Source organism: Pseudomonas frederiksbergensis, assembly GCF_017114915.1.
Taxonomy (GTDB): domain Bacteria; phylum Pseudomonadota; class Gammaproteobacteria; order Pseudomonadales; family Pseudomonadaceae; genus Aquipseudomonas; species Aquipseudomonas frederiksbergensis_I.
This window is the reverse complement of sequence record NZ_JAAUOE010000012.1, coordinates 97,344-118,343: the sequence shown is the minus strand read 5'-3', so window position 1 is coordinate 118,343 and position 21,000 is coordinate 97,344. Positions and strand designations below refer to the sequence as shown.

21 protein-coding genes are annotated in these 21,000 nt (G+C 60.3%); 9 read left to right on the top strand and 12 right to left on the bottom strand.

Annotated elements, in window-relative coordinates; translation table 11 throughout:
* Window positions 1-58 precede the first annotated feature (58 nt).
* From HCU66_RS11840 to HCU66_RS11830, 3 genes are all read left to right on the top strand, one after another.
* The gene (locus tag HCU66_RS11840; RefSeq protein ID WP_205888661.1) at window positions 59-295 is read left to right on the top strand and encodes a hypothetical protein; all 237 of its coding nucleotides are present in this window, start codon (window positions 59-61) and stop codon (window positions 293-295) included.
* Window positions 296-418: 123 nt separating this feature from the next.
* The gene (locus HCU66_RS27500) at window positions 419-661 is read left to right on the top strand and encodes a hypothetical protein (RefSeq protein WP_420908055.1); all 243 of its coding nucleotides are present in this window, start codon (window positions 419-421) and stop codon (window positions 659-661) included.
* 64 nt (window positions 662-725) lie between these two features.
* The gene (locus HCU66_RS11830) at window positions 726-1,124 is read left to right on the top strand and encodes a DUF5329 family protein (protein WP_205888659.1); all 399 of its coding nucleotides are present in this window, start codon (window positions 726-728) and stop codon (window positions 1,122-1,124) included.
* Between the two features lie 13 nt (window positions 1,125-1,137).
* Here HCU66_RS11830 and chrA read toward each other — a convergent pair whose 3' ends face one another.
* Both chrA and HCU66_RS11820 read right to left on the bottom strand, forming a co-directional pair.
* Entirely contained in the window at window positions 1,138-2,496 is a 1,359-nt protein-coding gene (chrA, locus tag HCU66_RS11825; RefSeq protein ID WP_205888658.1) for a chromate efflux transporter, read from the bottom strand.
* A 16-nt stretch (window positions 2,497-2,512) separates the two neighbouring features.
* A complete protein-coding gene (locus tag HCU66_RS11820) occupies window positions 2,513-3,364 on the bottom strand; it encodes a CAP domain-containing protein (RefSeq protein WP_205888657.1) in 852 nt (283 codons plus the stop codon).
* A gap of 187 nt (window positions 3,365-3,551) precedes the next feature.
* Here HCU66_RS11820 and HCU66_RS11815 point away from each other — a divergent pair, with 187 nt between their 5' ends.
* Together HCU66_RS11815 and HCU66_RS11810 are read left to right on the top strand one after the other, a co-directional pair.
* Window positions 3,552-4,172: a cell wall hydrolase gene (locus HCU66_RS11815; protein WP_205888656.1), complete on the top strand. Its 621-nt coding sequence runs from the start codon at window positions 3,552-3,554 to the stop codon at window positions 4,170-4,172.
* A gap of 285 nt (window positions 4,173-4,457) precedes the next feature.
* Entirely contained in the window at window positions 4,458-6,359 is a 1,902-nt protein-coding gene (locus HCU66_RS11810) for a KUP/HAK/KT family potassium transporter (protein ID WP_205888655.1), read from the top strand.
* Between the two features lie 80 nt (window positions 6,360-6,439).
* Here the strand turns inward: HCU66_RS11810 and HCU66_RS11805 are convergent, their stop codons facing one another.
* Genes HCU66_RS11805 through HCU66_RS11790 form a run of 4 tightly spaced genes read right to left on the bottom strand, consistent with a single transcriptional unit; the run spans window position 6,440 to window position 9,623 of the window.
* On the bottom strand, window positions 6,440-7,627 hold the full coding sequence (locus HCU66_RS11805; RefSeq protein WP_205888654.1) for an MFS transporter: 1,188 nt from the start codon (window positions 7,625-7,627) through the stop codon (window positions 6,440-6,442).
* A gap of 60 nt (window positions 7,628-7,687) precedes the next feature.
* On the bottom strand, window positions 7,688-8,386 hold the full coding sequence (locus HCU66_RS11800; protein ID WP_205888653.1) for a dienelactone hydrolase family protein: 699 nt from the start codon (window positions 8,384-8,386) through the stop codon (window positions 7,688-7,690).
* A gap of 49 nt (window positions 8,387-8,435) precedes the next feature.
* Window positions 8,436-8,951, bottom strand: coding sequence for an HvfX family Cu-binding RiPP maturation protein (locus tag HCU66_RS11795; protein WP_205888652.1), 516 nt, complete (start codon window positions 8,949-8,951; stop codon window positions 8,436-8,438).
* A gap of 48 nt (window positions 8,952-8,999) precedes the next feature.
* A complete protein-coding gene (locus tag HCU66_RS11790) occupies window positions 9,000-9,623 on the bottom strand; it encodes a ferric reductase-like transmembrane domain-containing protein (protein ID WP_205888651.1) in 624 nt (207 codons plus the stop codon).
* 227 nt (window positions 9,624-9,850) lie between these two features.
* Between HCU66_RS11790 and glsB the strand changes: the two genes are divergently transcribed.
* The 3 genes from glsB to HCU66_RS11775 all read left to right on the top strand — a co-directional run bounded on the left by glsB (window position 9,851) and on the right by HCU66_RS11775 (window position 12,895).
* Window positions 9,851-10,759, top strand: coding sequence for a glutaminase B (gene glsB / locus HCU66_RS11785; protein ID WP_105345665.1), 909 nt, complete (start codon window positions 9,851-9,853; stop codon window positions 10,757-10,759).
* Window positions 10,760-10,844: 85 nt separating this feature from the next.
* On the top strand, window positions 10,845-12,347 hold the full coding sequence (locus HCU66_RS11780) for an aldehyde dehydrogenase family protein (protein WP_205888650.1): 1,503 nt from the start codon (window positions 10,845-10,847) through the stop codon (window positions 12,345-12,347).
* A 197-nt stretch (window positions 12,348-12,544) separates the two neighbouring features.
* Entirely contained in the window at window positions 12,545-12,895 is a 351-nt protein-coding gene (locus HCU66_RS11775) for a BON domain-containing protein (RefSeq protein ID WP_205888649.1), read from the top strand.
* A 23-nt stretch (window positions 12,896-12,918) separates the two neighbouring features.
* Here HCU66_RS11775 and HCU66_RS11770 read toward each other — a convergent pair whose 3' ends face one another.
* From HCU66_RS11770 to HCU66_RS11755, 4 genes are all read right to left on the bottom strand, one after another.
* On the bottom strand, window positions 12,919-13,221 hold the full coding sequence (locus tag HCU66_RS11770) for a hypothetical protein (protein WP_205888648.1): 303 nt from the start codon (window positions 13,219-13,221) through the stop codon (window positions 12,919-12,921).
* Window positions 13,222-13,385: 164 nt separating this feature from the next.
* Entirely contained in the window at window positions 13,386-13,715 is a 330-nt protein-coding gene (locus HCU66_RS11765; RefSeq protein ID WP_205888647.1) for a hypothetical protein, read from the bottom strand.
* Between the two features lie 546 nt (window positions 13,716-14,261).
* Window positions 14,262-14,771: a GNAT family N-acetyltransferase gene (locus HCU66_RS11760; protein WP_205888679.1), complete on the bottom strand. Its 510-nt coding sequence runs from the start codon at window positions 14,769-14,771 to the stop codon at window positions 14,262-14,264.
* A 125-nt stretch (window positions 14,772-14,896) separates the two neighbouring features.
* Window positions 14,897-16,843, bottom strand: a complete 1,947-nt coding sequence (locus tag HCU66_RS11755) for a DNA topoisomerase III (RefSeq protein ID WP_205888646.1) — start codon at window positions 16,841-16,843, stop codon at window positions 14,897-14,899.
* A gap of 232 nt (window positions 16,844-17,075) precedes the next feature.
* Here HCU66_RS11755 and HCU66_RS11750 point away from each other — a divergent pair, with 232 nt between their 5' ends.
* Window positions 17,076-17,438: a DUF427 domain-containing protein gene (locus HCU66_RS11750; protein WP_205888645.1), complete on the top strand. Its 363-nt coding sequence runs from the start codon at window positions 17,076-17,078 to the stop codon at window positions 17,436-17,438.
* Between the two features lie 66 nt (window positions 17,439-17,504).
* Here HCU66_RS11750 and HCU66_RS11745 read toward each other — a convergent pair whose 3' ends face one another.
* Together HCU66_RS11745 and HCU66_RS11740 are read right to left on the bottom strand one after the other, a co-directional pair.
* The gene (locus HCU66_RS11745) at window positions 17,505-19,127 is read right to left on the bottom strand and encodes an MFS transporter (RefSeq protein ID WP_205888644.1); all 1,623 of its coding nucleotides are present in this window, start codon (window positions 19,125-19,127) and stop codon (window positions 17,505-17,507) included.
* Window positions 19,128-19,327: 200 nt separating this feature from the next.
* Window positions 19,328-20,974, bottom strand: coding sequence for a GMC family oxidoreductase (locus tag HCU66_RS11740; RefSeq protein WP_205888643.1), 1,647 nt, complete (start codon window positions 20,972-20,974; stop codon window positions 19,328-19,330).
* Window positions 20,975-21,000: the final 26 nt, after the last annotated feature.

The following is a 21,000-nucleotide window of genomic DNA, read 5'->3' as shown; positions in this document are numbered from 1 at the left end:
TCATCGCGCTCAGCGCTGCATGGGTTACGCTGATAGCAACGACGGGAGGAATGCAGTCATGACAGAGCGCCACATGATCCACTCGGAAACGCTGTCGAACGGGTGCAGCATCGAGGTTAAAGCCGAGATATTGAGAGATGGCTCGCTGAAGATGTTTATGGGGGTTTATTGGCCGGACGGCTCGGCCATCGTTGAAGACCAACACCCCTCGCCGCATCTGCTGGACATGGAAGCGGCGATGGAGTGGGCCATTGAAAAAGCGAAAACCATCGGCAACAGCCAGAGAACGCTATAAGGCCCGGCGACAACTGAATCATTGATCGGCTGGAAGGTCGTATCTATGGGTTTGAACGCACGGCGATCGATTCGCCGGTAGCGTCACCTCATCCCCGTAGTTCTGACCTTTTAGGACGTTCAAATGAAGCGCACCGCGATAATGACCCTGACCATTGCAAGTACTCTCCTGCTGGGAGGTTGCTATCCTCACTGGGAAGAGGGAGACAGGTACGATCGGGATCATGATCACCGCCGCGAATACCGTCGGGACCATGACCGAGGCTATTATTACGATGGTCGAGGGTATGACCGGGATTATTATCGCCGTGATGATCGCCGTCGACACCGCGACCGTGACGACAATGACAACCAGGGCGACGATTGACCCTTTCACGCCCGGTTTCAGAGCGGGGTCATTGCCGCTCTGAATTCTCTCCAGAGGAATAACCATGGGATTTCTGACTTGGCATATCGCTCGCCCCCTCGGTCAAAGGCTGATCGCGGCGGGTATCGTCCTGACCGTCATGGCGTTCAATGCCCAGGCACAAATCCCACCTCAAGCGACTCAAGAAATAAACAGCTTGCTGGACTTTGTCGAGCACAGTGAATGCCGGTTTGTGCGCAACGGGAGCGAGTACGCCGGTTCTCAAGCCCGGGCGCATCTGGAGAAGAAGCTGGAGTATCTCGAAGAGAGTGAAGGGGTGAACAGCGCAGAAGACTTCATTGAAATGGCGGCCACCCAAAGCAGCAAGAGTGGCCGCGCCTATGAAGTGCGCTGTCCGGCAGGCATACAACCGGCCAACCTCTGGTTGAAGACCGAGCTACAGCGGCAACGGCAACTTCATTGATTTTTGTCGGGCGCTAGCGCAGCAGATGCACCGCCAGCCCGATCAGACCACACCCCATCAGCACTTCGATGACACCCCGCTTGAAGCGGAACAAGGCAATGGCCGCTGCCATGGCGATCAGCGCCGAAGGCCAGTCCAGATGGCCGCCGAAGCCGTTGGGCCAGAGCACGTGGTAGCCGAAGAAACACGCCAGGTTGAGGATCACGCCGACGACCGCCGCGGTAATCGCGGTCAGCGGTGCGGTAAGCCTGAGTTCGTCGTGTGTCGACTCCACCAATGGGCCGCCAGCGAGGATGAACAGGAACGACGGCAGGAAGGTGAACCAGGTCACCAGCGTGGCGGCGAGGGCACCGGCCAGGAACATTTGATCGGGGCCGAATACCTGCTGAACATAAGCACCGACAAAACCGACGAAGGCCACCACCATGATCAGCGGCCCTGGGGTGGTTTCGCCGAGCGCCAGGCCATCGATCATCTGCGTGGGCGTCAACCAGCCGTAGTGACCGACGGCACCCTGATACACATAAGGCAGCACGGCATAGGCGCCGCCGAACGTCAGCAACGCCGCTTTGGTAAAGAACCAGCCCATCTGGGTCAAGGTGCCGTCCCAGCCGAACAGCGCAGTGAGCATCCCCATCGGCAACACCCACAGGACCGCGCCCACCAGCAACAGGCGCAGTAGTTTGAAACTGTTGAAACGGGCGTGTTCGGGTATCGGGGTGTCGTCGTCGATCAAGGCCGGGCCGAAGGATCTTTTTGCAGCACTGTGGCCTCCGGCCCTGAATTTTTCAGGCGCCAGACGTCCGCCGATGTAACCGATGATCGCGGCGCCCAGCACAATCAACGGGAACGGTACATTGAACACGAAGATCGCCGTGAACGACGCCGCGGCGATGCCCCACAGCCAGTTGTTCTTTAATGCCCGCGAGCCGATCCGATGGGCTGCCTGCACCACAATGGCGGTCACGGCCGGCTTGATCCCATAAAACAGCCCGGCCACCACTGGCACTTCGCCAAAGGCGATGTACACCCAGGACAACACGATCAGGATGAACAGCGACGGCAGCACAAACAGCACGCCGGCAATCAGCCCGCCCCACGTACGGTGCATCAGCCAGCCGATGTAGGTCGCCAGCTGCTGAGCCTCCGGCCCGGGCAGCAACATGCAGTAGTTGAGGGCATGCAGAAAGCGTCGCTCCGAGATCCAGCGTCGGCGCTCCACCAGCTCCTGGTGCATGATCGAGATCTGTCCGGCCGGCCCGCCGAAACTGATGAATCCGAGCTTGAGCCAGAACAGGAACGCTTCCCGCAGGCTAATGGCTGCAGGCTTCGACAAATCCTGTTCGACGGTCGAAGAGGGGGCTTTATTCAACTGGCGATTCAGGCTTTCACGGCGTCCCGAACATTGCCGTCCAGTAAATGCCCGCGTCACTCTTCGGATCCACCGCATAGGCCGCACCCAGTTCGCGAAATTGTGGGTTCATCAGGTTGGCGCAATGGCCCGGGCTGGCTAGCCAGCCATCGACCACCTTGCGTACGGTGTCTTGCCCGGCGGCGATGTTTTCACCGACCTGCTGACCGGCGTACCCCGCCAATTCGGCCCGGTCACCCGGCGTGCGGCCGTCACGGTCCTTGTGATCGAAATAGTTTTGGTTGGCCATGGCCCGGCTGTGGGTTTCGGCCGCAGCTCCCAGTGTGACGTTCCAGGCCAGCGGCGTGGTGGCGGCAAAGGCTAGGGCGCCGCACTGGCGCGCCTGCGTGCGGGCGCTGTTCATCGCTTCGAGCAGTTTCTGGCCCTCCGCCTGCCAGTCGCCCAGACGCCCGGTCAACAGCGGACGCGCCAGCACGATGCGCCACTGGCGGTCGTCCCGGCTGACGCCGATGTCGACGAATTGCGGGTCCAGCACGACCTGGCAGAAGCTCTCCTGAATCGCCTTCATCGCGGACGGTGCATCGCGGGGGCCGGACAAGCTGATCGCCTGCACGTTGACCATTGGATACGCCGCGCGGGCCAGTGCTTGCTGCAGGTCGCCAATACTGTTGGCGGACAGCACCAGACGCGGATCGCTCGCCAGCGGCGGCAGTTCCGAAGACGCCTGGCCGCCGCAGCGCTGCACCTGGCCGCGGTAAACGTTGATCGACTCGACCAGCTGCTTTTCATCGACGGCCGACGCGGTGACGCTGAACACCAGCCCGAATGACAACACGCCAAGGTGCAAAACGGATGACAGGCTGCGCATGAAAATCTCCCTTGAACGACTGCGCCCATGATGCTTGATGTCACCCCTCCTTATACAATGCCTTTTCGTTTTGAAACGCAGTTTCTTGTCACGGCTGGAATAACTTGAGGCGACTACAATCAACCCAGGTCAGCGCTACAGCGTCGCCGTTTCATTGCTCGGGCCAGCTTCATCGCAAGGATTGATCATGCGATTAAAATGGGTGACCAGCTGCTTCGCAATCATCCTTCTGTGTGCTCAGGTGTGGGCGTCTGACCAGGAGCAAAAACAGGAAGTGGCTGAAGAAAAGGCGCAGGTCCTGGAGCAGAAAGCGGCAGAGAAGGGCAGCGAACGTGCGGTGCCCAAGTCCGAAGTCATCACCCCCTCCGAAGCGCAGGCGGTCGATCCGGCAGGCGCCGCGCCGCTGGACGATGCCATTACGTGCCTTGCACGCAGCATCTACTGGGAAGCCAAAGGTGTGGCAGCTGCCGACATGGAAGCCGTCGCCAACGTGGTCATGAACCGGCTGGGGCACGAAGGTTTTCCAGATACGGTGTGCGCCGTGGTCAAGCAAGGTTCCGAAACGCGTTCCTGCCAGTTTTCATGGTGGTGCGACGGGCGTGCGGATCAGGTAAAGGAAGACGACGAATATGCCCTCGCCAAGGAAGTCGCGCGCAAGGCACTCAACAAGCAACTCGCGGACCGCACCCACGGTGCCTTGTATTTCCACGACAGAACGGTGAAGCCCGACTGGGCGAAGAAATACATCAAGACGGCCCAGACCCGCAAGTTCCTGTTCTATAAGCCGGGTGGAGGGACGGCGCAGTAGGTGCGAATCGTTTCATGGTCGTTGGTGGAGGGTGCTGCCCGTACAATTTTACGGTTTCTTTACGGTGGATATTCCCCCTTGCGACGATACTTGCCGCGTTTTTTTGCTCATCGATATGCCAGCCTGTAGCTTGAACGAACGGCCTGACAATGCATGGGCTAATCTCATTATCAAGCTGTTGGAGCTCATGGCAGCTGAGTCGAAACGTCTACCCAGAGAGCCCGGAGACCCTCTTGCTCAAGGGTGGCATGCAATTTCTTTCCTTCCATTTCAGAGAAGCTACCCGTGAGCGAAACAGCTATCCCTGCCCATGAAGACTCCCACACCAAAACCTCAGGAGTGGGTTTGCTCGTCGCCGCGGTAGGCGTGGTTTATGGGGACATTGGCACCAGCCCTCTTTACACCCTCAAGGAAGTGTTCGCCGGGCACTACGGCGTCCAGGCCAATCACGACGGTGTACTGGGTGTTCTGTCGTTGATTTTCTGGTCACTGATCTGGGTTGTCTCGATCAAGTACGTGCTGTTTATCCTGCGCGCCGACAACCAGGGCGAGGGCGGCATCATGGCCTTGACGGCACTGGCGCGTCGGGCTTCGGCACCGTATCCGAACATGAGCAGGGTGCTGGTGTTGCTCGGGCTGTTTGGCGCGGCACTGTTTTACGGGGACAGCATGATCACCCCGGCCATCTCGGTGCTCTCAGCGGTTGAAGGGTTGCAGCTTGCTTTTGATGGCATCGGGCATTGGGTCGTTCCGCTGTCCGTTATCGTTCTGGTAGCCCTTTTCCTGATCCAGAAACATGGCACGGCGCGTATCGGCATCCTGTTCGGCCCGGTCATGGTGTTGTGGTTCGTGGTGTTGGGCATTCTCGGTATTTACGGCATTCTGCAACGCCCGGAAGTGCTGCAAGCACTCAATCCTGCATGGGCCGTGCAATTTTTCGTGGTGCATCCGGGCATTGGCGTCGCCATTTTGGGTGCCGTGGTGTTGGCATTGACCGGTGCTGAAGCACTGTATGCCGACATGGGCCATTTTGGTCGCAAACCGATTGCCCGTGCCTGGTTCATCCTCGTGCTACCGGGCCTGGTACTCAACTATTTTGGCCAGGGCGCGTTGATCCTCGGAAACCCGGAAGCAGTACGTAACCCGTTCTATCTGTTGGCGCCAGGTTGGGCGTTGCTGCCGATGGTCGCGCTGTCGACGCTGGCCACCATCATCGCCTCCCAAGCGGTGATTTCCGGGGCGTTCTCCCTGACTCGCCAGGCCATTCAGCTGGGTTACGTGCCACGTATGTTTATCCAGCACACCTCCAGTCAGGAGCAGGGGCAGATTTACATCGGCATCGTGAACTGGGCGCTGATGGTCGGCGTCGTGTTGCTGGTCATCGGCTTTGAGTCGTCCAGTGCGCTGGCGGCGGCTTATGGCGTGGCGGTGACGGGCACCATGTTGATTACGACCCTTCTGTCTTCGGCCGTGGCATTGCTGCTTTGGAAAACACCTCGTTGGTTGGCCATTCCGATGCTGCTGGGTTTTCTCCTGGTAGACAGTCTGTACTTCGCCGCCAACGCACCGAAGATCTTCCAGGGCGGTGCGTTCCCGGTGATTGCCGGTACTGCCCTGTTCATTTTGATGACCACCTGGAAACGCGGCCGAAAGATCATCGTCGAGCGACTGGACGAAACGGCTCTGCCGCTGCCGTTGTTCATCAGCAGCATCGGCGCGCAACCGCCCCATCGCGTGCAGGGTACCGCGGTATTTCTGACAGCCAGATCCGATGCTGTCCCCCATGCCCTGTTGCATAACCTGTTGCATAACCAGGTGCTGCACGAGCAGGTGGTTTTGCTCACCGTTGTAGCTGAAGACCGCCCGCGTGTGCCTGCGGATCAGCGATTCGAGGTCGAGGCTTACGGTGAAGGGTTCTTCCGGGTCAGTCTGCACTTTGGTTTTATAGAAGAGCCCGATGTGCCACTGGCGTTGAGTCTGTGCCATTTGAAAGAGCTGGATTTCAGCCCGATGCGCACCACGTATTTCCTCAGCCGCGAGACGGTCATCCCGACCAAGCGTATCGGCATGGCCCGTTGGCGCGAGACCCTGTTCGCGTTCTTGCTGAAGAACGCCAACAGCAACCTCAAATACTTCAAGTTGCCGCTCAATCGTGTGATCGAGTTGGGCACGCAGGTTGAGATGTAGCGACTCATCCCCTGTGGGGGATTCTATTTTGCAGGGCAACCCTGCGACTTCCCCTCGGCCGGGCTTGCGGCCGCCGGGGCCTAGGGCTTGCGTAACACAAGCAACAGCAACGCCGCGGCCGCCAGCACCGCCCCGGCGATGAAGGTGCTGGCCGGGCCAGAGGTTTCCCACAGGGCGCCGGCCAGCACGCTGGCGATCAACAGGCACACGCCGCTGATCAGATTGAACAGGCCGAACGCCGTGCCCCTGAGATGTTCGGGGGCGGTGTCGGCGATCAGCGTCGCGAGAATGCCCTGGCTGAAGCCCATGTGCAGACCCCACAGGGCCACGCCCGCCAGCATGCTCATGATCGAATCCGCTTGCGCCAGCAGCAGGTCCGCCAGAATCAGCAACCCCATGCCGACACACAACAGTCTGGTGCGGCTGATCCGGTCGGACAGCCAGCCGGCCGGGTAGGCAGACACCGCATACAGCAGGGACATGACCACCATCACCATCGGCACCCAAGTGGCCGACAAGCCTGTCTGTTGCGCTTTCAAGACCAGAAAGGCCTCGCTGAAACGGGCCAGTGTGAACAGCCCGCCGACGATCACCGCCCACCAGTAACCACGGGAAAAGTCCCGCAGAACCTTCCAGTGGATCGGCGAGCGAAAGGCGTGTTCGCCCGCGACAGCGGTTGGCTCTTTGACGCCACCGACAATCAGCGCCACCGAGATCACCGCCGGAATCACCGCAAACCACAACACCAGATGAATCTGCCCGAGCCAGAGCATCAGCACGATCGCCAGCACCGGGCCAAAAATGGCGCCCACGGTGTCCATCGACTGACGCAAGCCAAAGCAGGCGCCACGGATTTCGGCGGGTGCGACATCGGCGACCAGCGCATCGCGCGGCGCGCCACGAATGCCTTTGCCGATGCGGTCCAGAAAACGTGCGGTGAATACCAGATCTACCGATTGTGCGAGGGGAAACAGCGGTTTCGACAATGCCGCCAGTCCGTAGCCCATCAGCAGCAGGCCTTTGCGCCGGCCGATAAAGTCGCTGATGGCGCCGGAGAATATCTTGGCCAGCATCGCGGTCGCCTCGGCGATGCCCTCGATCACCCCGACGGTCAATGCGCTGGCGCCCAAGGTGGTGACCAGAAACACCGGCAGCAGGCTGTGCACCAGTTCGGATGACAGGTCCATGAACAGACTGACAAAACCCAGGGCCCAGACCGTGGAGGGGATACGCAGTGTGGCCGGCCTGGGTTTTGAAAGGTTGTCCATGCGGGGTTCCGGGGTTGAATGCTTACCGATTGTTCATATCGTCAACCCGGCGATCAGCCCTTAAAGGTTCTGACTCAAGAAGAGCAACGTATTGCCATGCGCCTCGACCGCCGCCCGCTGGTTGTAGCTGTCACGGTGCGAGCAGTTGAAGCCGTGTTCGGCCCCCGGATACACCTCGATATCGACATCGTCGTTGAACTCGAAACGTTCGGCGATTTGCTTCACGGCGTCGATGGGAATGTGGCTGTCCTGTTCGCCGAAGTGCATCAGCAGCGGCACCTTGATTTCCCCGGCTCGATCCAGTTGATTCTGAATGCCGCCACCGTAGTAGGCGATCGCCACGTCGACGAAACCGTTGGCCGCCGTGTTGTACGACAGCATGCCGCCGAAGCAGAAACCGATCGAAGCGATCCGCCCGTCCAGCTCCGGCTGCGCCTTCAGGGCGTCGATGGCCAGTTTGATGTCGGCCTGGGCCTTGGTGGTGTCGGTGGCATTCATCAATTCGACGGCACGTTTCCAGCCGGCTTCGTCGTAGCCCAGTTCGATACGGTGGCCGTGGCGCCAGAACAGATCCGGCGCGATAACCAGGTAGCCATCGGCGGCGTATTGTTCGGCGACCGAACGGATGTGTTCGTTGACGCCGAAGATTTCCTGGATCAGCACGATCCCCGGACCTTTACGGGTGTGGGGGATGGCCAGGTAAGCACCGAAGGTGCCTTCAGGGCTGCTGATCTCGATCCATTGGGTGGTTACGCTCATGATGGCTCCTTTACACAAGTTGGGTGGTTGTTATCCAGATGCTGGCGTCTCAGCGGTGACTGCGCCGCCAGAAGCATCGAGCCAACAACGCGTCCATGCTGAGTTTGCCGGCCCCCGAGAACAACAACGGCATGAGGGCTGCGAGGTAGATCAGCGGCAGTTTGAAGTTGCCGTGGCCTTGGTTGCTGATGGCATAACCCTGGGCAAGTTCACTCAATGTAGACCAATCGGCCGGCCAGTGAACGGCAGCGGTCGCGACGATCGTGATCACGATCAGAATAATTGCCGAGAGCCGCGTCCCAAGGCCTGCCAGCAAGGTGAGGGCACAGATCAGCTCGGCCCACATCGCCAGTTCCCAGTTCAGCGTGGCGGGAACGTGGTTGAAGGGAAACGGGAAGCGGTCCTGGATGTCGGCGAACCAGTTCTGACCATTCCATTTTTCCAGGCCTGATTCAAAAAATTCCCAGGCCAGAAACAGCCGCAGGGTAAGGGGCGCGATCCAGCTGCCGGCGCGGTCGAGGGTCAGGTGCAGGCCTTTGACGGCCGTCGAGAGAGAGGTGTTCATGGGCGTGAGCTCCGGGGATTCATCGTGGACGGTGTTTTCATCCGAGGGTTAAACGTAGGCGCGGGCCTGGCTTCGCTTGTACTTCAACGCAATCTTGCCCAGCAGCCGAATGACGATTGCCGAAAACATCAGGCCGAACGGCAGGACGTACCAGGCGCTCAGGGGGATGCGTTTGAAGTTGGAGTAGGTGAACACCGCCGCGATCACCCACATGCCGCTGACGTGCAGGGTTTTCCAGGCTTTGGGGCCGATCAGGCGTGCGGTGGTTTTGAACGAGGTCAGCGCCATCAACAAAATGAACAGGTAACCGACCGAACCCGGAATATTGCCGAGGGTGGTGCGACCGGGCCAGAACTCGGGGTTCAATTGGCCGTAGCTATAAATCAAAATGGCGTGGACCAGGTGGGAAAACGCGAAGGCCAGGCCGATGAAGCGTCGTTCGCGCACCAGCGATCGGCTGAAAGGCGAGGGCACCAGCACGGCCAGGGCAGAGGCGGTGAATGCGGCAAGAAACAGTGCAAACGATGTGCGTGCGGTGGCGCGAATGGCGCTGCGGGTGGCTTCCACCAGATCGGGGTTGAGCAGCAGAATCAGACTGGTCATCAACAGCACCAGCATGGACAGCAGGCCAAACAGCGACCAGCCGTGGTAACGGCGGACTTGGGTCATCATGACAACACTCCTGAGCAAGGCCGACCCGGTTTGCCGGTGGTCAGCGGACGGCAGGAGTTTTTCAATCGGGTGTGTTGGCGGTATGTCCGAAAGCTCGTCTGGTGCAAGTTGCTGTATCCCGGGCCGCGCCAGATACATTGCTGTACAAAACTGTGATTCGGCGCCGATCAGCGGCGTCTAGCGACAGTGTCCCCGCAATCCCATGGGGCGAGACTTCGGAACCCGGCATGCAAGCGCTGTTGAACGAGATCCTTGACGCAGTCCGACCGTTGATCGGTCAGGGCAAAGTGGCTGACTACATTCCCGCCCTCGGTACGGTGCCGGCCAATCAATTGGGCATTGCCGTGTATGGCAATGACGGCGAGCTGTTTTGCGCGGGGGACGCCGACACGCCGTTCTCGGTGCAGAGTATTTCCAAGGTATTTAGCCTGGTGCAGGCCATCGAACACTCCGGCGAAGCGATTTGGGAGCGCTTGGGTCACGAGCCGTCCGGCCAGCCGTTCAACTCGCTGGTGCAGCTGGAATTCGAGCGCGGACGCCCGCGCAATCCCTTCATCAACGCCGGTGCGCTGGTGATCTGCGATATCAACCAGTCACGTTTTGCCGCGCCGGCGTTGTCGATGCGCGATTTTGTCCGGCGCTTGTCCGGTAACCCGAACATCATGGTGGACGGCAAGGTCGCCGAGTCGGAATACCAGCATCGTGCGCGCAACGCGGCCATGGCGTATCTGATGCAGTCGTTCGGCAACTTTCATAACGATGTCGAAGCGGTGCTGCGCAGCTACTTCAGCCATTGCGCGCTGCGCATGAGTTGCGTGGACCTGGCCCGGGCGTTCTGTTTCCTGGCCAACGACGGTTTCTGCAAACACAGCGGCGCGCAGATCCTCAGCGCCCGCCAGACCCAGCAAGTCAACTCGATCATGGCCACCAGCGGGCTGTACGACGAAGCGGGCAACTTTGCCTATCGCGTCGGTCTGCCGGGCAAGAGCGGCGTGGGCGGGGGCATCGTCGCGGTGGTGCCGGGGCAATTCACGGTGTGCGTCTGGTCCCCGGAATTGAACGCCGCCGGCAACTCCCTCGCTGGCATGGCGGCGCTGGAGTTGTTGAGTCAGCGGATTGGCTGGTCGGTGTTCTAGAGCGGTGGGGCGGGCGTCGATAATGACGCTGCGGATAATTTGCTATACATTTTCCGACCGCCCCCCTGCATGGTGAAACCGCTTCATGTCTCTTGCGCTCGAACGTCTAGTCGCTGGCACGCCGATCCCTTTTGCCGGTAATCGTGTCACGGTCGTCAGCCCCGAACTGGCGGCGCGTTTTCAGCCCGGCGACCATCTGCTGGTGGAGCAGGTCAGCGGCGAGTTGTTGCTGATCCCGGTGGTGGATCAGCACGCGGCGGCGGTCGCCATCGAGCGCGCCGAAGCGGCGTTCGCTGCGATGTCCAGCGTCTCGGATCAAGCCATCAGCGAATTCTTCGATCGCTTCGCACAACGCCTGGAAACCCCGGAATGCTGGGCCTTGATTGCGGCCGCCAATTTGGCCGACATCGAGCGAGCCAAGGCGCGCGGGCGCTCTACCACGCGGTTGCTGGCCGACGAACGCATGCGCCGCGACATGATTGCTGGCCTGCGGGCCTGGCGTGATGCACCGGCCACCCGCGGTCAGGTCGTGAGTTGCGTCGAGCACGACGGTTGGAAAGTCGAGCAAGTGGTCTCGCCGCTGGGCATCGTCGCTTTCGTGTTCGAAGGCCGGCCGAATGTCTTTGCCGACGCCGCCGGGGTATTGCGCACCGGTAACACTGCGGTGCTGCGCATTGGCAGTGACGCGCTGGGCACCGCCCAAGCCATCGTCACCCATGCCTTGAATCCGGCGCTGGCCGACGCCGGGTTGCCGAGCGGTGCGGTGTCGTTGGTCGAAAGCGTCAATCACGCCGCCGGTTGGGCGATGTTTGCCGACCGGCGCCTGTCGCTGGCCGTGGCCCGTGGTTCGGGGCGTGCGGTCAGCCAGTTGGGCAGCATCGCGCAACAGGCCGGCACCGCCGTCAGCCTGCACGGCACCGGTGGCGCCTGGTTGATCGCGAACCAAGACGCCGAAGCCCAGCGCTTCGCCGCCGTGGTGCGCAATTCGCTGGACCGCAAAGTCTGCAACACCCTGAACGTCTGCCTGATCCACCGCGACCGCGCCGCCGAACTGGTGCCGCTGTTTCTCGACGCCCTGCAACAGGCCGGCACCGCACGGGGCCAGGGCTGCAAGTTGCATATCGTCGAGGGCAGCGAGCCGCATTTGCCGAGCGATTGGCGCACCGCGAGCGTCGAGGTGTACCGCGCCGAAGGCTATCAGACCGAAGCGTTGGCCGAACCGCTGCCCGAGGACCAATTGGGCCGCGAGTGGGAGTGGGAAGAAACCCCGGAAGTCAGCCTGAAGATTGTTGACGACCTGGACCAGGCCATCGCCTTGTTCAACCGCTACAGCCCGCAATTCACCGTGTCGCTGATCAGTGAAGATGCCCAGGCGCAGGAACGTTTCTACAACGCGGTCAACGCGCCTTTCGTCGGCAACGGGATCACCCGCTGGGTCGACGGGCAGTACGCGCTGAACAAGCCGGAACTGGGGCTTTCGAACTGGGAGAGCGGCCGCCTGTTTGCGCGCAGCGCGATTCTCTCGGGCGATGGCGTGTTCACGATCCGTAGTCGCATGACCCAGACGGATCTGTCGGTCAAACGCTGAGACGCGCAAAACCTGTAGGAGCGAGGCTTGCCCGCGAAGAACGATGACGCGTAATACCTGAAAAAACGCGGTGCATTCTTCGCGGGCAAGCCTCGCTCCTACAGGATCTTCGTCGGCTCTCCGGGCTATACTTAATGTGTGTCCGTGCCTGCGTGGGGACGGACAGCGCCTCTGATTACGTGTGAGAGGATTGCGCCATGAAACTTCATTCCTTCCAACATTACTCCCATGGTCTGGAAACGGTTGTTCACGACACGTGGATTACCACCCGGGTGAAGTCGGCCCTGGCATTGGCCGATACCACCCTTGGCCTGAATGTCCATGTCAAAACCCATGCGGGCACGGTGGCATTGAGCGGCCGCGTCAACACCCATAGACAGTGTGAGCAGGCTGTGGCTCTGGCCCGCACGGTTCCTGGTGTCGTGAACATCGATGCCAGCGAATTGCTCACTCACGTGTTCACGCCAGGGCATCTTCCAGAAGCGCCCAATGCTGAAGAGACCACTGAGCGTCGGTCACAATCGTCAGGAAAGACGGACGACAAATGACAGTGGCAGCGCCAGTCCGTAGATCAATCATCTACGGACTGGCAGATGCCATTGCCGCCTTTCTTGCTGGTATAGGTCACGGCTACCGAGTCGTCATCCGCGATGCTGATCGAGATCGTCACGTCAGGCCCCTTGGCCTCGAAAAGGCGATCGTTGATCATTTTTGTCTGGGCTTCTTTGCTGTTGATCATCACTGGGCCATCCTGGTCGGCATGGACCATGACTTTCCCGGGGCAGTCCACATCGAAGGCGGGAACGCCGGGGACGGTGTTCCCATGGGCTGCACTCGCCAATGCCAGTAGCATGTATGTCAGGGTTCTTTTCATCGCAGACCTCCAACGGATAAACCGATGTCCAGCGCTGTGTTAACCATAGCTCTGTTCTTTTGACCCGGTGTGAAGTTGGAGGTGCAGGCGCAACAAACAAAAAAGGCCCCGCTCGATTAAGACGAGCGGGGCCTTTTTGTTAATGGATATCCCTCTGGGAAATATCAGTACAACCGATCAATCACCCGAACTTCGTTCTGGTTCTGCAGCGAGGCCCACGCCTGTTTCAGCGTTTGCAGCACATTGCCGATGTAGTCCTTGTCGGCCGCGGCTTTCTTTCCGACATAACCCTGGCCGCGACGGTACATCTTCAGTCGGGCCAGCAGGTTTTGGTTGTTCCGGTCGAACTCTTCTTCGTGGGCATGGGGCGACAGGCAGTCGATATGAACCTGGCCCGATTTGCTGATCCACAGAATATGGCTGTCATGGCTGTCTTTTTGCGCAGCGAACAAGCGAGCCAGTTCATCGATAGTAGGTTGATTGTTCAGATTCATTGTAAGCCCCTTGACCATTTGGTGATCTTTCAAAGTTGATTCGCTAATACAGGTAGCCCATCGGTTAGTTGATCCCTGGCACCGAAACCAGGACGTCAGCGGTCGACCGTCAATACGACGGGGTTACGCGTCTGTTGCATGTAGTCGTGTTGAATAACTGCTACGCAATAGCGTCACAACGAAGAGAAGCCGCGAAAAACCTGGAGGCCACTGCCGACGTTTTCAGGGTCGGCCACAAGCTTCATGAGGATTGATCGCCAGCGTTTCTCGCCCTTGTACTGGACGTTCAGGCCAGGTCAGCTTCTTCAATCTGCCTTGTGGGCAGCGTGTATCCGGGAAAAACAGCTCGGCGGTCAGACGAACTTGCTCAAACGTGTTGCCTGTACTCCCGATCGGGGAGACGTCTGCATCATGCAAGGCCAAATCGGAGGCGTCAACGGTTTTGTAGTGATTATTTTTGTTCACTACATATTGTCGGACAAAGTGGTTTTGGAATTAGAAAATCAGCGGGGCTAGGGCTTGAAGGGGTGTGGCGTTGCCAAAAGGCTACGATCTTGCAAAGCGGTAAACGGTGCATGGATAACCGTCGATCGGCAGCTGATGCACGGTGAACGCTGTACCCATGAGATCGGGCATCACCCTGGCCCAGAACAGCCGCGCAGGCTGGTTGGCATCAATGTGGAAAATCTGCCATTGACCGGGGAACCGGCTCAAGAGGGCAGAGACGACAAACTTCGCGACGCCTTGGCCACGAAAGCGTCGACTGACAAAAAAGTAGCCGATGTTGTACTCGGCACCGACGATATGGGTTTCGTCATCCACGGTCACGAACCCCGCCAGCTCCCCATCGACCCTGATCAGGAACGGCCTGGTTGCCGGATTGCGCCAGTAGTCCAGTTTGGGCTGAATGTTGAAAAATCCCTGTTCACCGAGTTTCAGCGGCAGCCATTCGCTGAAATCGTACACGTAGAACTGCATCAGGTTTTCGATGGTTTCCAGTTCGTCGCGCTGGGCGGCGTGCAGTTCTATCGAGGGCTGGCTCCTGATTGTCGCCATGATCGTACCTTCTGAAAAAGCGGCGCTGTTGCCAGAATCTGTAGGAGCGAGGCTTGCCCGCGAAGGCGGTGTGCCAGCCGATATCAATGTTGACTGTGCTGCCGCCTTCGCGGGCAAGCCCGCTCCTACAGTTTCGCCGGTTTTGCCGCGCGTTTGGTGCCGGTCGAAGGCTTTCGTTTAGCGGGTTTGCGTTTGTTTTTCCACGGTGTGGCGCCACGCCCGGCCGGGCTTGCTGGCCCGCTGATGGTCAGGTTCAGGCCGGCGCAACGTGCCACTTGCTTGCTCATCCACGCGGCCTGTTTGGTGACGAATTCCTCCAGGCTCATTTCACCGCTCTGCACCATGTCCAGCGCCTGTTCCCAGATCGCTGTGGTCCCGGGGTCGGCAATCGCGCGCGGCACGGCATCGATCAGGCTGAAAGCCGCCGGGGTCGCGGCCAGCGCCTTGCCGTTCTTGATCAGATAACCGCGGTCGAGCAGGCCCTGGATGATCGAGGCGCGTGTGGCTTCGGTGCCGATGCCGGTGGTGTCCTTGAGCTTTTGTTTGAGCAGCGGATCTTCCACCAGTTTGGCAACGTTCTTCATCGCCTTGATCAGATCGCCTTCGGTGAACGGCTTGGGCGGCTGGGTCCAGAGATCCTTGAGTTTCACGTCGGCCACCGCACAGTCACGCCCTTCGGCCAATGCCGGCAGTGTTTGTGGTGCGGGTGCTTCGCGGCCCTTGGCAGGCGCGAGGGCTTCGGGCAGGGCGCGCTTCCAGCCGGGTTCGATAATCTGCTTGCCCACGGCGCGCAAGGCCTCACCGGCACAGTCGAAGTCGGCCTGGGTGCGGTCGTATTCATGGTTGGGCAGAAACTGCGCCAGGTAACGCGCACGAATCAGAGTGTAGACCGCCCGTTGCTTGCCCACCAGCCGGTCGAGATTCTTCGCCGCGGCCGTCGGAATGATGCCGTGGTGAGCGCTGACCTTGGCATCGTTCCAGGCCCGAGAGCGGCGTTGCGGCTCCAGATAATCGTGCAGGGCGTTCAGGGCCGGATCGGCTTGCCTGAGCGCGGCAAGGATACCCGGCGCTTCGCTGTGCTGACTCAGGGGCAGGTAGCCGCAGTCGCTGCGCGGGTAGGTGATGACTTTATGGGTTTCATACAGAGCCTGGGCGATATCGAGGGTTTCCTGAGCGCCGAGCCCGAGCTTTTTCGAGCAGACTTCCTGCAAGGTGCCCAGGTCGAACGGCAACGGCGCGACTTCGCGCATGCGTTCGGTGCGCAGCTTGATCACCCGAGCGCTCGCCGCGTTGCCAATGGCCGCAGCCGCCTGCCGGGCCAACGCCTGATTCAGGCAGCGATCCTGATCGTCGCAAGCATCGGAGGCCGCACGCCATTGAGCCATGAATGCCGTGCCATCGTGCAGCAGTTGCACATCAATGGCCCAGTAGGCCACCGGGACGAAATCGGCGATGCTGCGGTCGCGATCCACCACCAGTCGCAAAGTCGGCGTCTGCACCCGACCGACCGGCAACACACCCTGATAGCCGGACTGGCGCCCCAGCAGGGTGAACAGCCGACTCATGTTCATCCCGATCAACCAGTCTGCCCGGGAGCGCCCCAGCGCCGAATGATAGAGGCTGAACGTCTCGGCCCCCGGTTTGAGCGCCGCGAGGGCCTTGCGGATCGACGCATCGTCCAGCGCCGACAGCCACAGCCGCCGGATCGGCCCGCGATAACGGCAATGCTCCACCAGTTCCCGGGCGATCATCTCGCCCTCGCGGTCGGCATCGGTGGCAATCACCAGTTCACTCGCTTCGCCCAGCAGGCGCTTGACCGCCTTGTACTGGCTGGCCGTGCGCGGCTTGACGGTCATCTTCCATTTTTCCGGAATGATCGGCAGATCCGCCAGCACCCAGCGTTTGTAGCGCGCGTCATAGGCATCCGGTGGCGCGGTTTCAAGCAGGTGGCCGATGCACCAGGTCACCGTGACGTCCGTTCCCAACCAGCAGCCGTCGCCCCGGCGCCTGGCACCGAGCACGGCCGCGATGTCTTTGGCCTGGGAAGGTTTTTCACAGAGGTACAGCCGCATAACCACCATCGTCGATCAGTGTTCGAGAGGTGCACAGAATGGCGGGTGATGAGCGATGGAGCAATCTTTATCTGTATGGATGTACAGCCTGAGCTGTTGCGGTTGATGACAGCGGTCAATCTGAAGTCATTGAAGCCGGCTCCGTTCAGCTGCGAAGTGCTCGCGATGCTGAAACATGGGGTATACCTGATAGGTCACGGATACAGCGCAACAGCAGCAGAGGATCCTATCCATGAAAGCCCCTGGTCCCGGTAAACCCATCACCATCGAGCCCCAACCCGGCTGCGTGGTAGTGAAGTTCCATGGCATTCAAGTGGCGTCGTCCACTCGCGCGCTGGTCATGCATGAGACCAATTATCCTCCGGTGTACTACATCCCGCGGGAGGACATCGCTGAACAGTATTTCGCCCGCACCGACCACACCAGCTACTGCCCGTACAAGGGCGATGCCAGCTATTACAGCCTGCAAATCCCCGGACATGAAAGTGCCAATGCGGTATGGAGCTATGAGCACCCCAAGGTGTCGGTTGCGCAGATTGGCGGGTATGTGGCGTTCTATCCTGAGGAAGTGACGTTTGAGGTGCTCAAAACCTGATGTGCAGAAAGCATTTTGTAGCGAGGGAACTTAATCCCTCGCCACAAACCAACCTCCCGTTAGCTTTCAGTTTTTATCCAGATCCACGTTCTTCGTCTCCCGCAAACACATCATCCCCACCACCAGGCTCACCCCGGTGATCACCACCGGGTACCACAGCCCATAGAAGATATCCCCGGTGTACACCACCAGGGCAAACGACACTGTCGGCAGGAAACCACCGAACCAGCCGTTGCCGATGTGGTAGGGCAGGGACATGGACGTGTAGCGAATACGGGTTGGGAACAGTTCGACCATCAGCGCCGCCAGCGGGCCGTAGCACATGGCGGAGATGATGATCAGCGCAACGATCAACGCCACGATCATCGGTTTATTGATCAGCTGGGTGTCGGCTTTTGACGGATACCCGGCCAGGGTCACTGCGCCGCGCAGGGCCGCTTCGTCATAGCCTTCGATTTGCACTTCGCCGATGCTCACCTGTACGCCGCTGCCGGCCGGGGCCGCTTCGCTGTTGTAGGGCAGGCCCTGTTTGACCAGGAAGGTTTTGACCTTGTCGCACGGGCTATCAAATTTCGCCTTGCCCACCGGGTCGAACTGGAAAGTGCAGGTGGCCGGGTCGGCCAGCACGGTGATCGGTGCCTGGCGGCTGGCCTGGTCGATGGCCGGGTTGGCGTAGTGGGCCAGGGTCTTGAAGATTGGAAAGTACAGCGCAGTGGCCAGCAGCAGGCCGATCATCAGCACCGGTTTGCGCCCGACCTTGTCCGACAGCCAGCCGAAAAAGATGAAGAACGGCGCGCCGATGATCACGCTGACGATCAGCAGACTGTTGGCCAGGGCCGGGTCCATTTTCAGGAACTGGGTGAGGAAGAACAGCACATAGAACTGCGCCGCGTAGAAGGTCACCGCTTGCCCGGCGTTGATGCTGAACAGGGCGATCAGCACCACTTTGAGGTTTTCCCATTTGCCGAAGGACTCGCGGATCGGCGCCTTGCTGCATTTGCCTTCTTCTTTCATTTTCAGATACGCCGGCGACTCGTGCAGGCTCAGGCGAATCCAGGTGGAAATGCCCAGCAGCACGATCGACAGCAGGAACGGAATGCGCCAGCCCCAGACTTCGAACTGATCGCCGGTGAAGTAACGGCAGCCGAGCACCACCAGCAGCGACAGCAGCAGGCCGAGGGTGGCGGTGGACTGAATCCAGCTGGTGTGGAAACCGCGTTTGCCGATCGGCGCGTGTTCGGCGACGTAAGTGGCGGCGCCGCCATACTCACCACCCAGCGCCAGGCCTTGAAGCATGCGCAGCACCACGAGGATGATCGGCGCGGCGATGCCGATACTCGCGTAGGTCGGCAACAAACCCACGCAGAAGGTTGCCAGGCCCATGAGGACGATGGTCGCGAGGAACGTGTATTTACGCCCGATCATGTCCCCCAAGCGTCCGAACACCAGTGCACCGAACGGCCGCACGATGAAGCCGGCGGCGAAGGCCATGAGGGCGAAGATGAACGCCGTGGTGTCGTTGACTCCGGCGAAGAACTGTTTGCTGATGACCGCCGCGAGGGCGCCGTAGAGGAAAAAGTCGTACCACTCGAACACCGTCCCCAGGGACGAGGCGAAAATGACTTTCTGGGTTTCCTGACTGGTGCCGACGCTGCGCACGGCTTCCAGGGGCTGAACATGTTCTGACATATCGGTATCCCTCACAGTGATTGTTTTTGTTGTTCCACTGTCGGCGCCAGCCTTGTGGGCGGGTGCCGCTACTGTCGATGTATCGGGTATAGACATCCTGTAGGAGCTGGCTTGCCAGCGAAGGCGGTATCAGGTGACATCAATGTTGAACGATCCGCTGCTTTCGCTGGCAAGCCAGCTCCTACAAGGGGTGTTCGTGTTCAGGCATTCGTGACCAGTTCCATTGGTGAGGTCAGGCTCCTTGTAGATGGGTTGAGGATCAATTGCGCGGCTTTCTCGGCGATCATCAGCGTCGGCGAGCAAGTGTTGCCCGAGGTGATGCGCGGCATGATCGAGGCGTCGGCGATGCGCAGGCCGGGGATGCCGTGCACGCGCAGCTCAGCGTCGACTACCGACTCTGCATCGTTGCCCATCCGGCAGGTGCCCACCGGGTGGAAAATCGTCGTACCGATCCGGGCGGCGGCTTCGTGCAATTGCTCTTCGCTCTGCAAGCTGTCGCCGGGCAGGTATTCCACCGGGTTGAACGCTTGCAAGGCGGGCGCGGCGACGATGCGGCGGGTCAGGCGGATGGCGTCGGCTGCCACTCGCAGGTCTTCGGGATGGCTCAGGTAGTTGGGCTGAATCAGCGGCGCTTCCCGCGGGTCGGCGGAGCGAATGTCTATGCGGCCACGGCTTTGCGGGCGCAGATCGCAGACCGACGCGGTGAAGGCGGGGAAGGCGTGCAGCGGCTCGCCGAAACGCTCCAGCGACAACGGTTGCACATGGTATTCGAGGTTCGCCGAGGTCTGCTCCGGTCCCGAACGGGCGAAGGCGCCGAGTTGGCTTGGCGCCATGGACAGCGGGCCGCTGCGGTCATACAGATAACGCAGGCCCATGCCCATCTTGCCCCACAGCGTGCCGGCGATCTGGTTCAGGGTGCGGGCGTTTTCCAGTTTGTAGATCAACCGCAGTTGCAGGTGATCCTGCAGGTTGCCGCCCACGCCGGGCAGTTCATGGGCAACACCGATGCCGAGTTTTTGCAGCAACGGGCGAGGGCCAATGCCGGAACGCTGCAGGATCCCCGGTGAGCCGACGGAGCCGGCACACAGGATAATTTCCTTGCGCGCCTTGAAGGTTTTCGCCTGACCTTGCCAACGGGCGCTGACCGCCGAGGCACGGCCGTTTTCCAGCAGCACGCGGTCCACTTCAACATCGGTCAGCACCGTGAGATTGGCGCGGTGGCGGACCGGTTTGAGAAACGCCTTGGCCGCGTTCCAGCGTACCCCGGCTTTCTGGTTGACCTGGAAGTAGCCGCAGCCTTCGTTGTCGCCCTGGTTGAAGTCATCGATGCTGGCGATGCCGCTTTGTTCGGCAGCGGTGCGGAAAGCATCGAGAATCGGCCACGACAGCCGCTGACGCTCGATCCGCCATTCGCCGGCGGCACCGTGAAATTCCGAGTCGCCGGCAAAATGGTTTTCGCTCTGTTTGAACAGCGGCAGCACGTCATTCCAGCCCCAGCCGGGGTTGCCCTCGGCCGCCCAGCCATCGTAGTCGCCAGCCTGGCCGCGCATGTAGATCATGCCGTTGATCGAGGAACAGCCGCCAAGCACCTTGCCCCGCGGGTAGCTCAGGGCGCGGCCTTGCAGGCCCGGTTGCGTTTCGGTCTTGAAGCACCAGTCGGTGCGCGGGTTGCCGATGCAGAACAGGTAACCCACGGGGATGTGAATCCACGGGTAGTTGTCGCGACCGCCAGCTTCGAGCAGCAACACGCGGTGTTGCGGGTTGGCTGACAGTCGATTGGCCAGCAAACACCCGGCAGGGCCGGCGCCGACCACGATGTAGTCGTACTCATCAAGGGAAGTCTGCATCCCTGACCTCGTATTGTTGTTCTTGT

Coding starts and splice junctions, on each gene's coding strand:
- HCU66_RS11815 (WP_205888656.1), top strand. CDS start 3,552: ATGCGATTAAAATGGGTGACCAGCTGCTTCGCAATCATCCTTCTGTGT.
- HCU66_RS11765 (WP_205888647.1), bottom strand. CDS start 13,715: ATGAATCTGAACAATCAACCTACTATCGATGAACTGGCTCGCTTGTTC.
- HCU66_RS11830 (WP_205888659.1), top strand. CDS start 726: ATGGGATTTCTGACTTGGCATATCGCTCGCCCCCTCGGTCAAAGGCTG.
- glsB (WP_105345665.1), top strand. CDS start 9,851: ATGCAAGCGCTGTTGAACGAGATCCTTGACGCAGTCCGACCGTTGATC.
- HCU66_RS11780 (WP_205888650.1), top strand. CDS start 10,845: ATGTCTCTTGCGCTCGAACGTCTAGTCGCTGGCACGCCGATCCCTTTT.
- HCU66_RS11770 (WP_205888648.1), bottom strand. CDS start 13,221: ATGAAAAGAACCCTGACATACATGCTACTGGCATTGGCGAGTGCAGCC.
- HCU66_RS11745 (WP_205888644.1), bottom strand. CDS start 19,127: ATGTCAGAACATGTTCAGCCCCTGGAAGCCGTGCGCAGCGTCGGCACC.
- HCU66_RS11805 (WP_205888654.1), bottom strand. CDS start 7,627: ATGGACAACCTTTCAAAACCCAGGCCGGCCACACTGCGTATCCCCTCC.
- HCU66_RS11760 (WP_205888679.1), bottom strand. CDS start 14,771: ATGGCGACAATCAGGAGCCAGCCCTCGATAGAACTGCACGCCGCCCAG.
- HCU66_RS27500 (WP_420908055.1), top strand. CDS start 419: ATGAAGCGCACCGCGATAATGACCCTGACCATTGCAAGTACTCTCCTG.
- HCU66_RS11775 (WP_205888649.1), top strand. CDS start 12,545: ATGAAACTTCATTCCTTCCAACATTACTCCCATGGTCTGGAAACGGTT.
- HCU66_RS11750 (WP_205888645.1), top strand. CDS start 17,076: ATGAAAGCCCCTGGTCCCGGTAAACCCATCACCATCGAGCCCCAACCC.
- HCU66_RS11840 (WP_205888661.1), top strand. CDS start 59: ATGACAGAGCGCCACATGATCCACTCGGAAACGCTGTCGAACGGGTGC.
- HCU66_RS11755 (WP_205888646.1), bottom strand. CDS start 16,843: ATGCGGCTGTACCTCTGTGAAAAACCTTCCCAGGCCAAAGACATCGCG.
- HCU66_RS11740 (WP_205888643.1), bottom strand. CDS start 20,974: ATGCAGACTTCCCTTGATGAGTACGACTACATCGTGGTCGGCGCCGGC.
- HCU66_RS11790 (WP_205888651.1), bottom strand. CDS start 9,623: ATGATGACCCAAGTCCGCCGTTACCACGGCTGGTCGCTGTTTGGCCTG.
- HCU66_RS11800 (WP_205888653.1), bottom strand. CDS start 8,386: ATGAGCGTAACCACCCAATGGATCGAGATCAGCAGCCCTGAAGGCACC.
- HCU66_RS11820 (WP_205888657.1), bottom strand. CDS start 3,364: ATGCGCAGCCTGTCATCCGTTTTGCACCTTGGCGTGTTGTCATTCGGG.
- HCU66_RS11795 (WP_205888652.1), bottom strand. CDS start 8,951: ATGAACACCTCTCTCTCGACGGCCGTCAAAGGCCTGCACCTGACCCTC.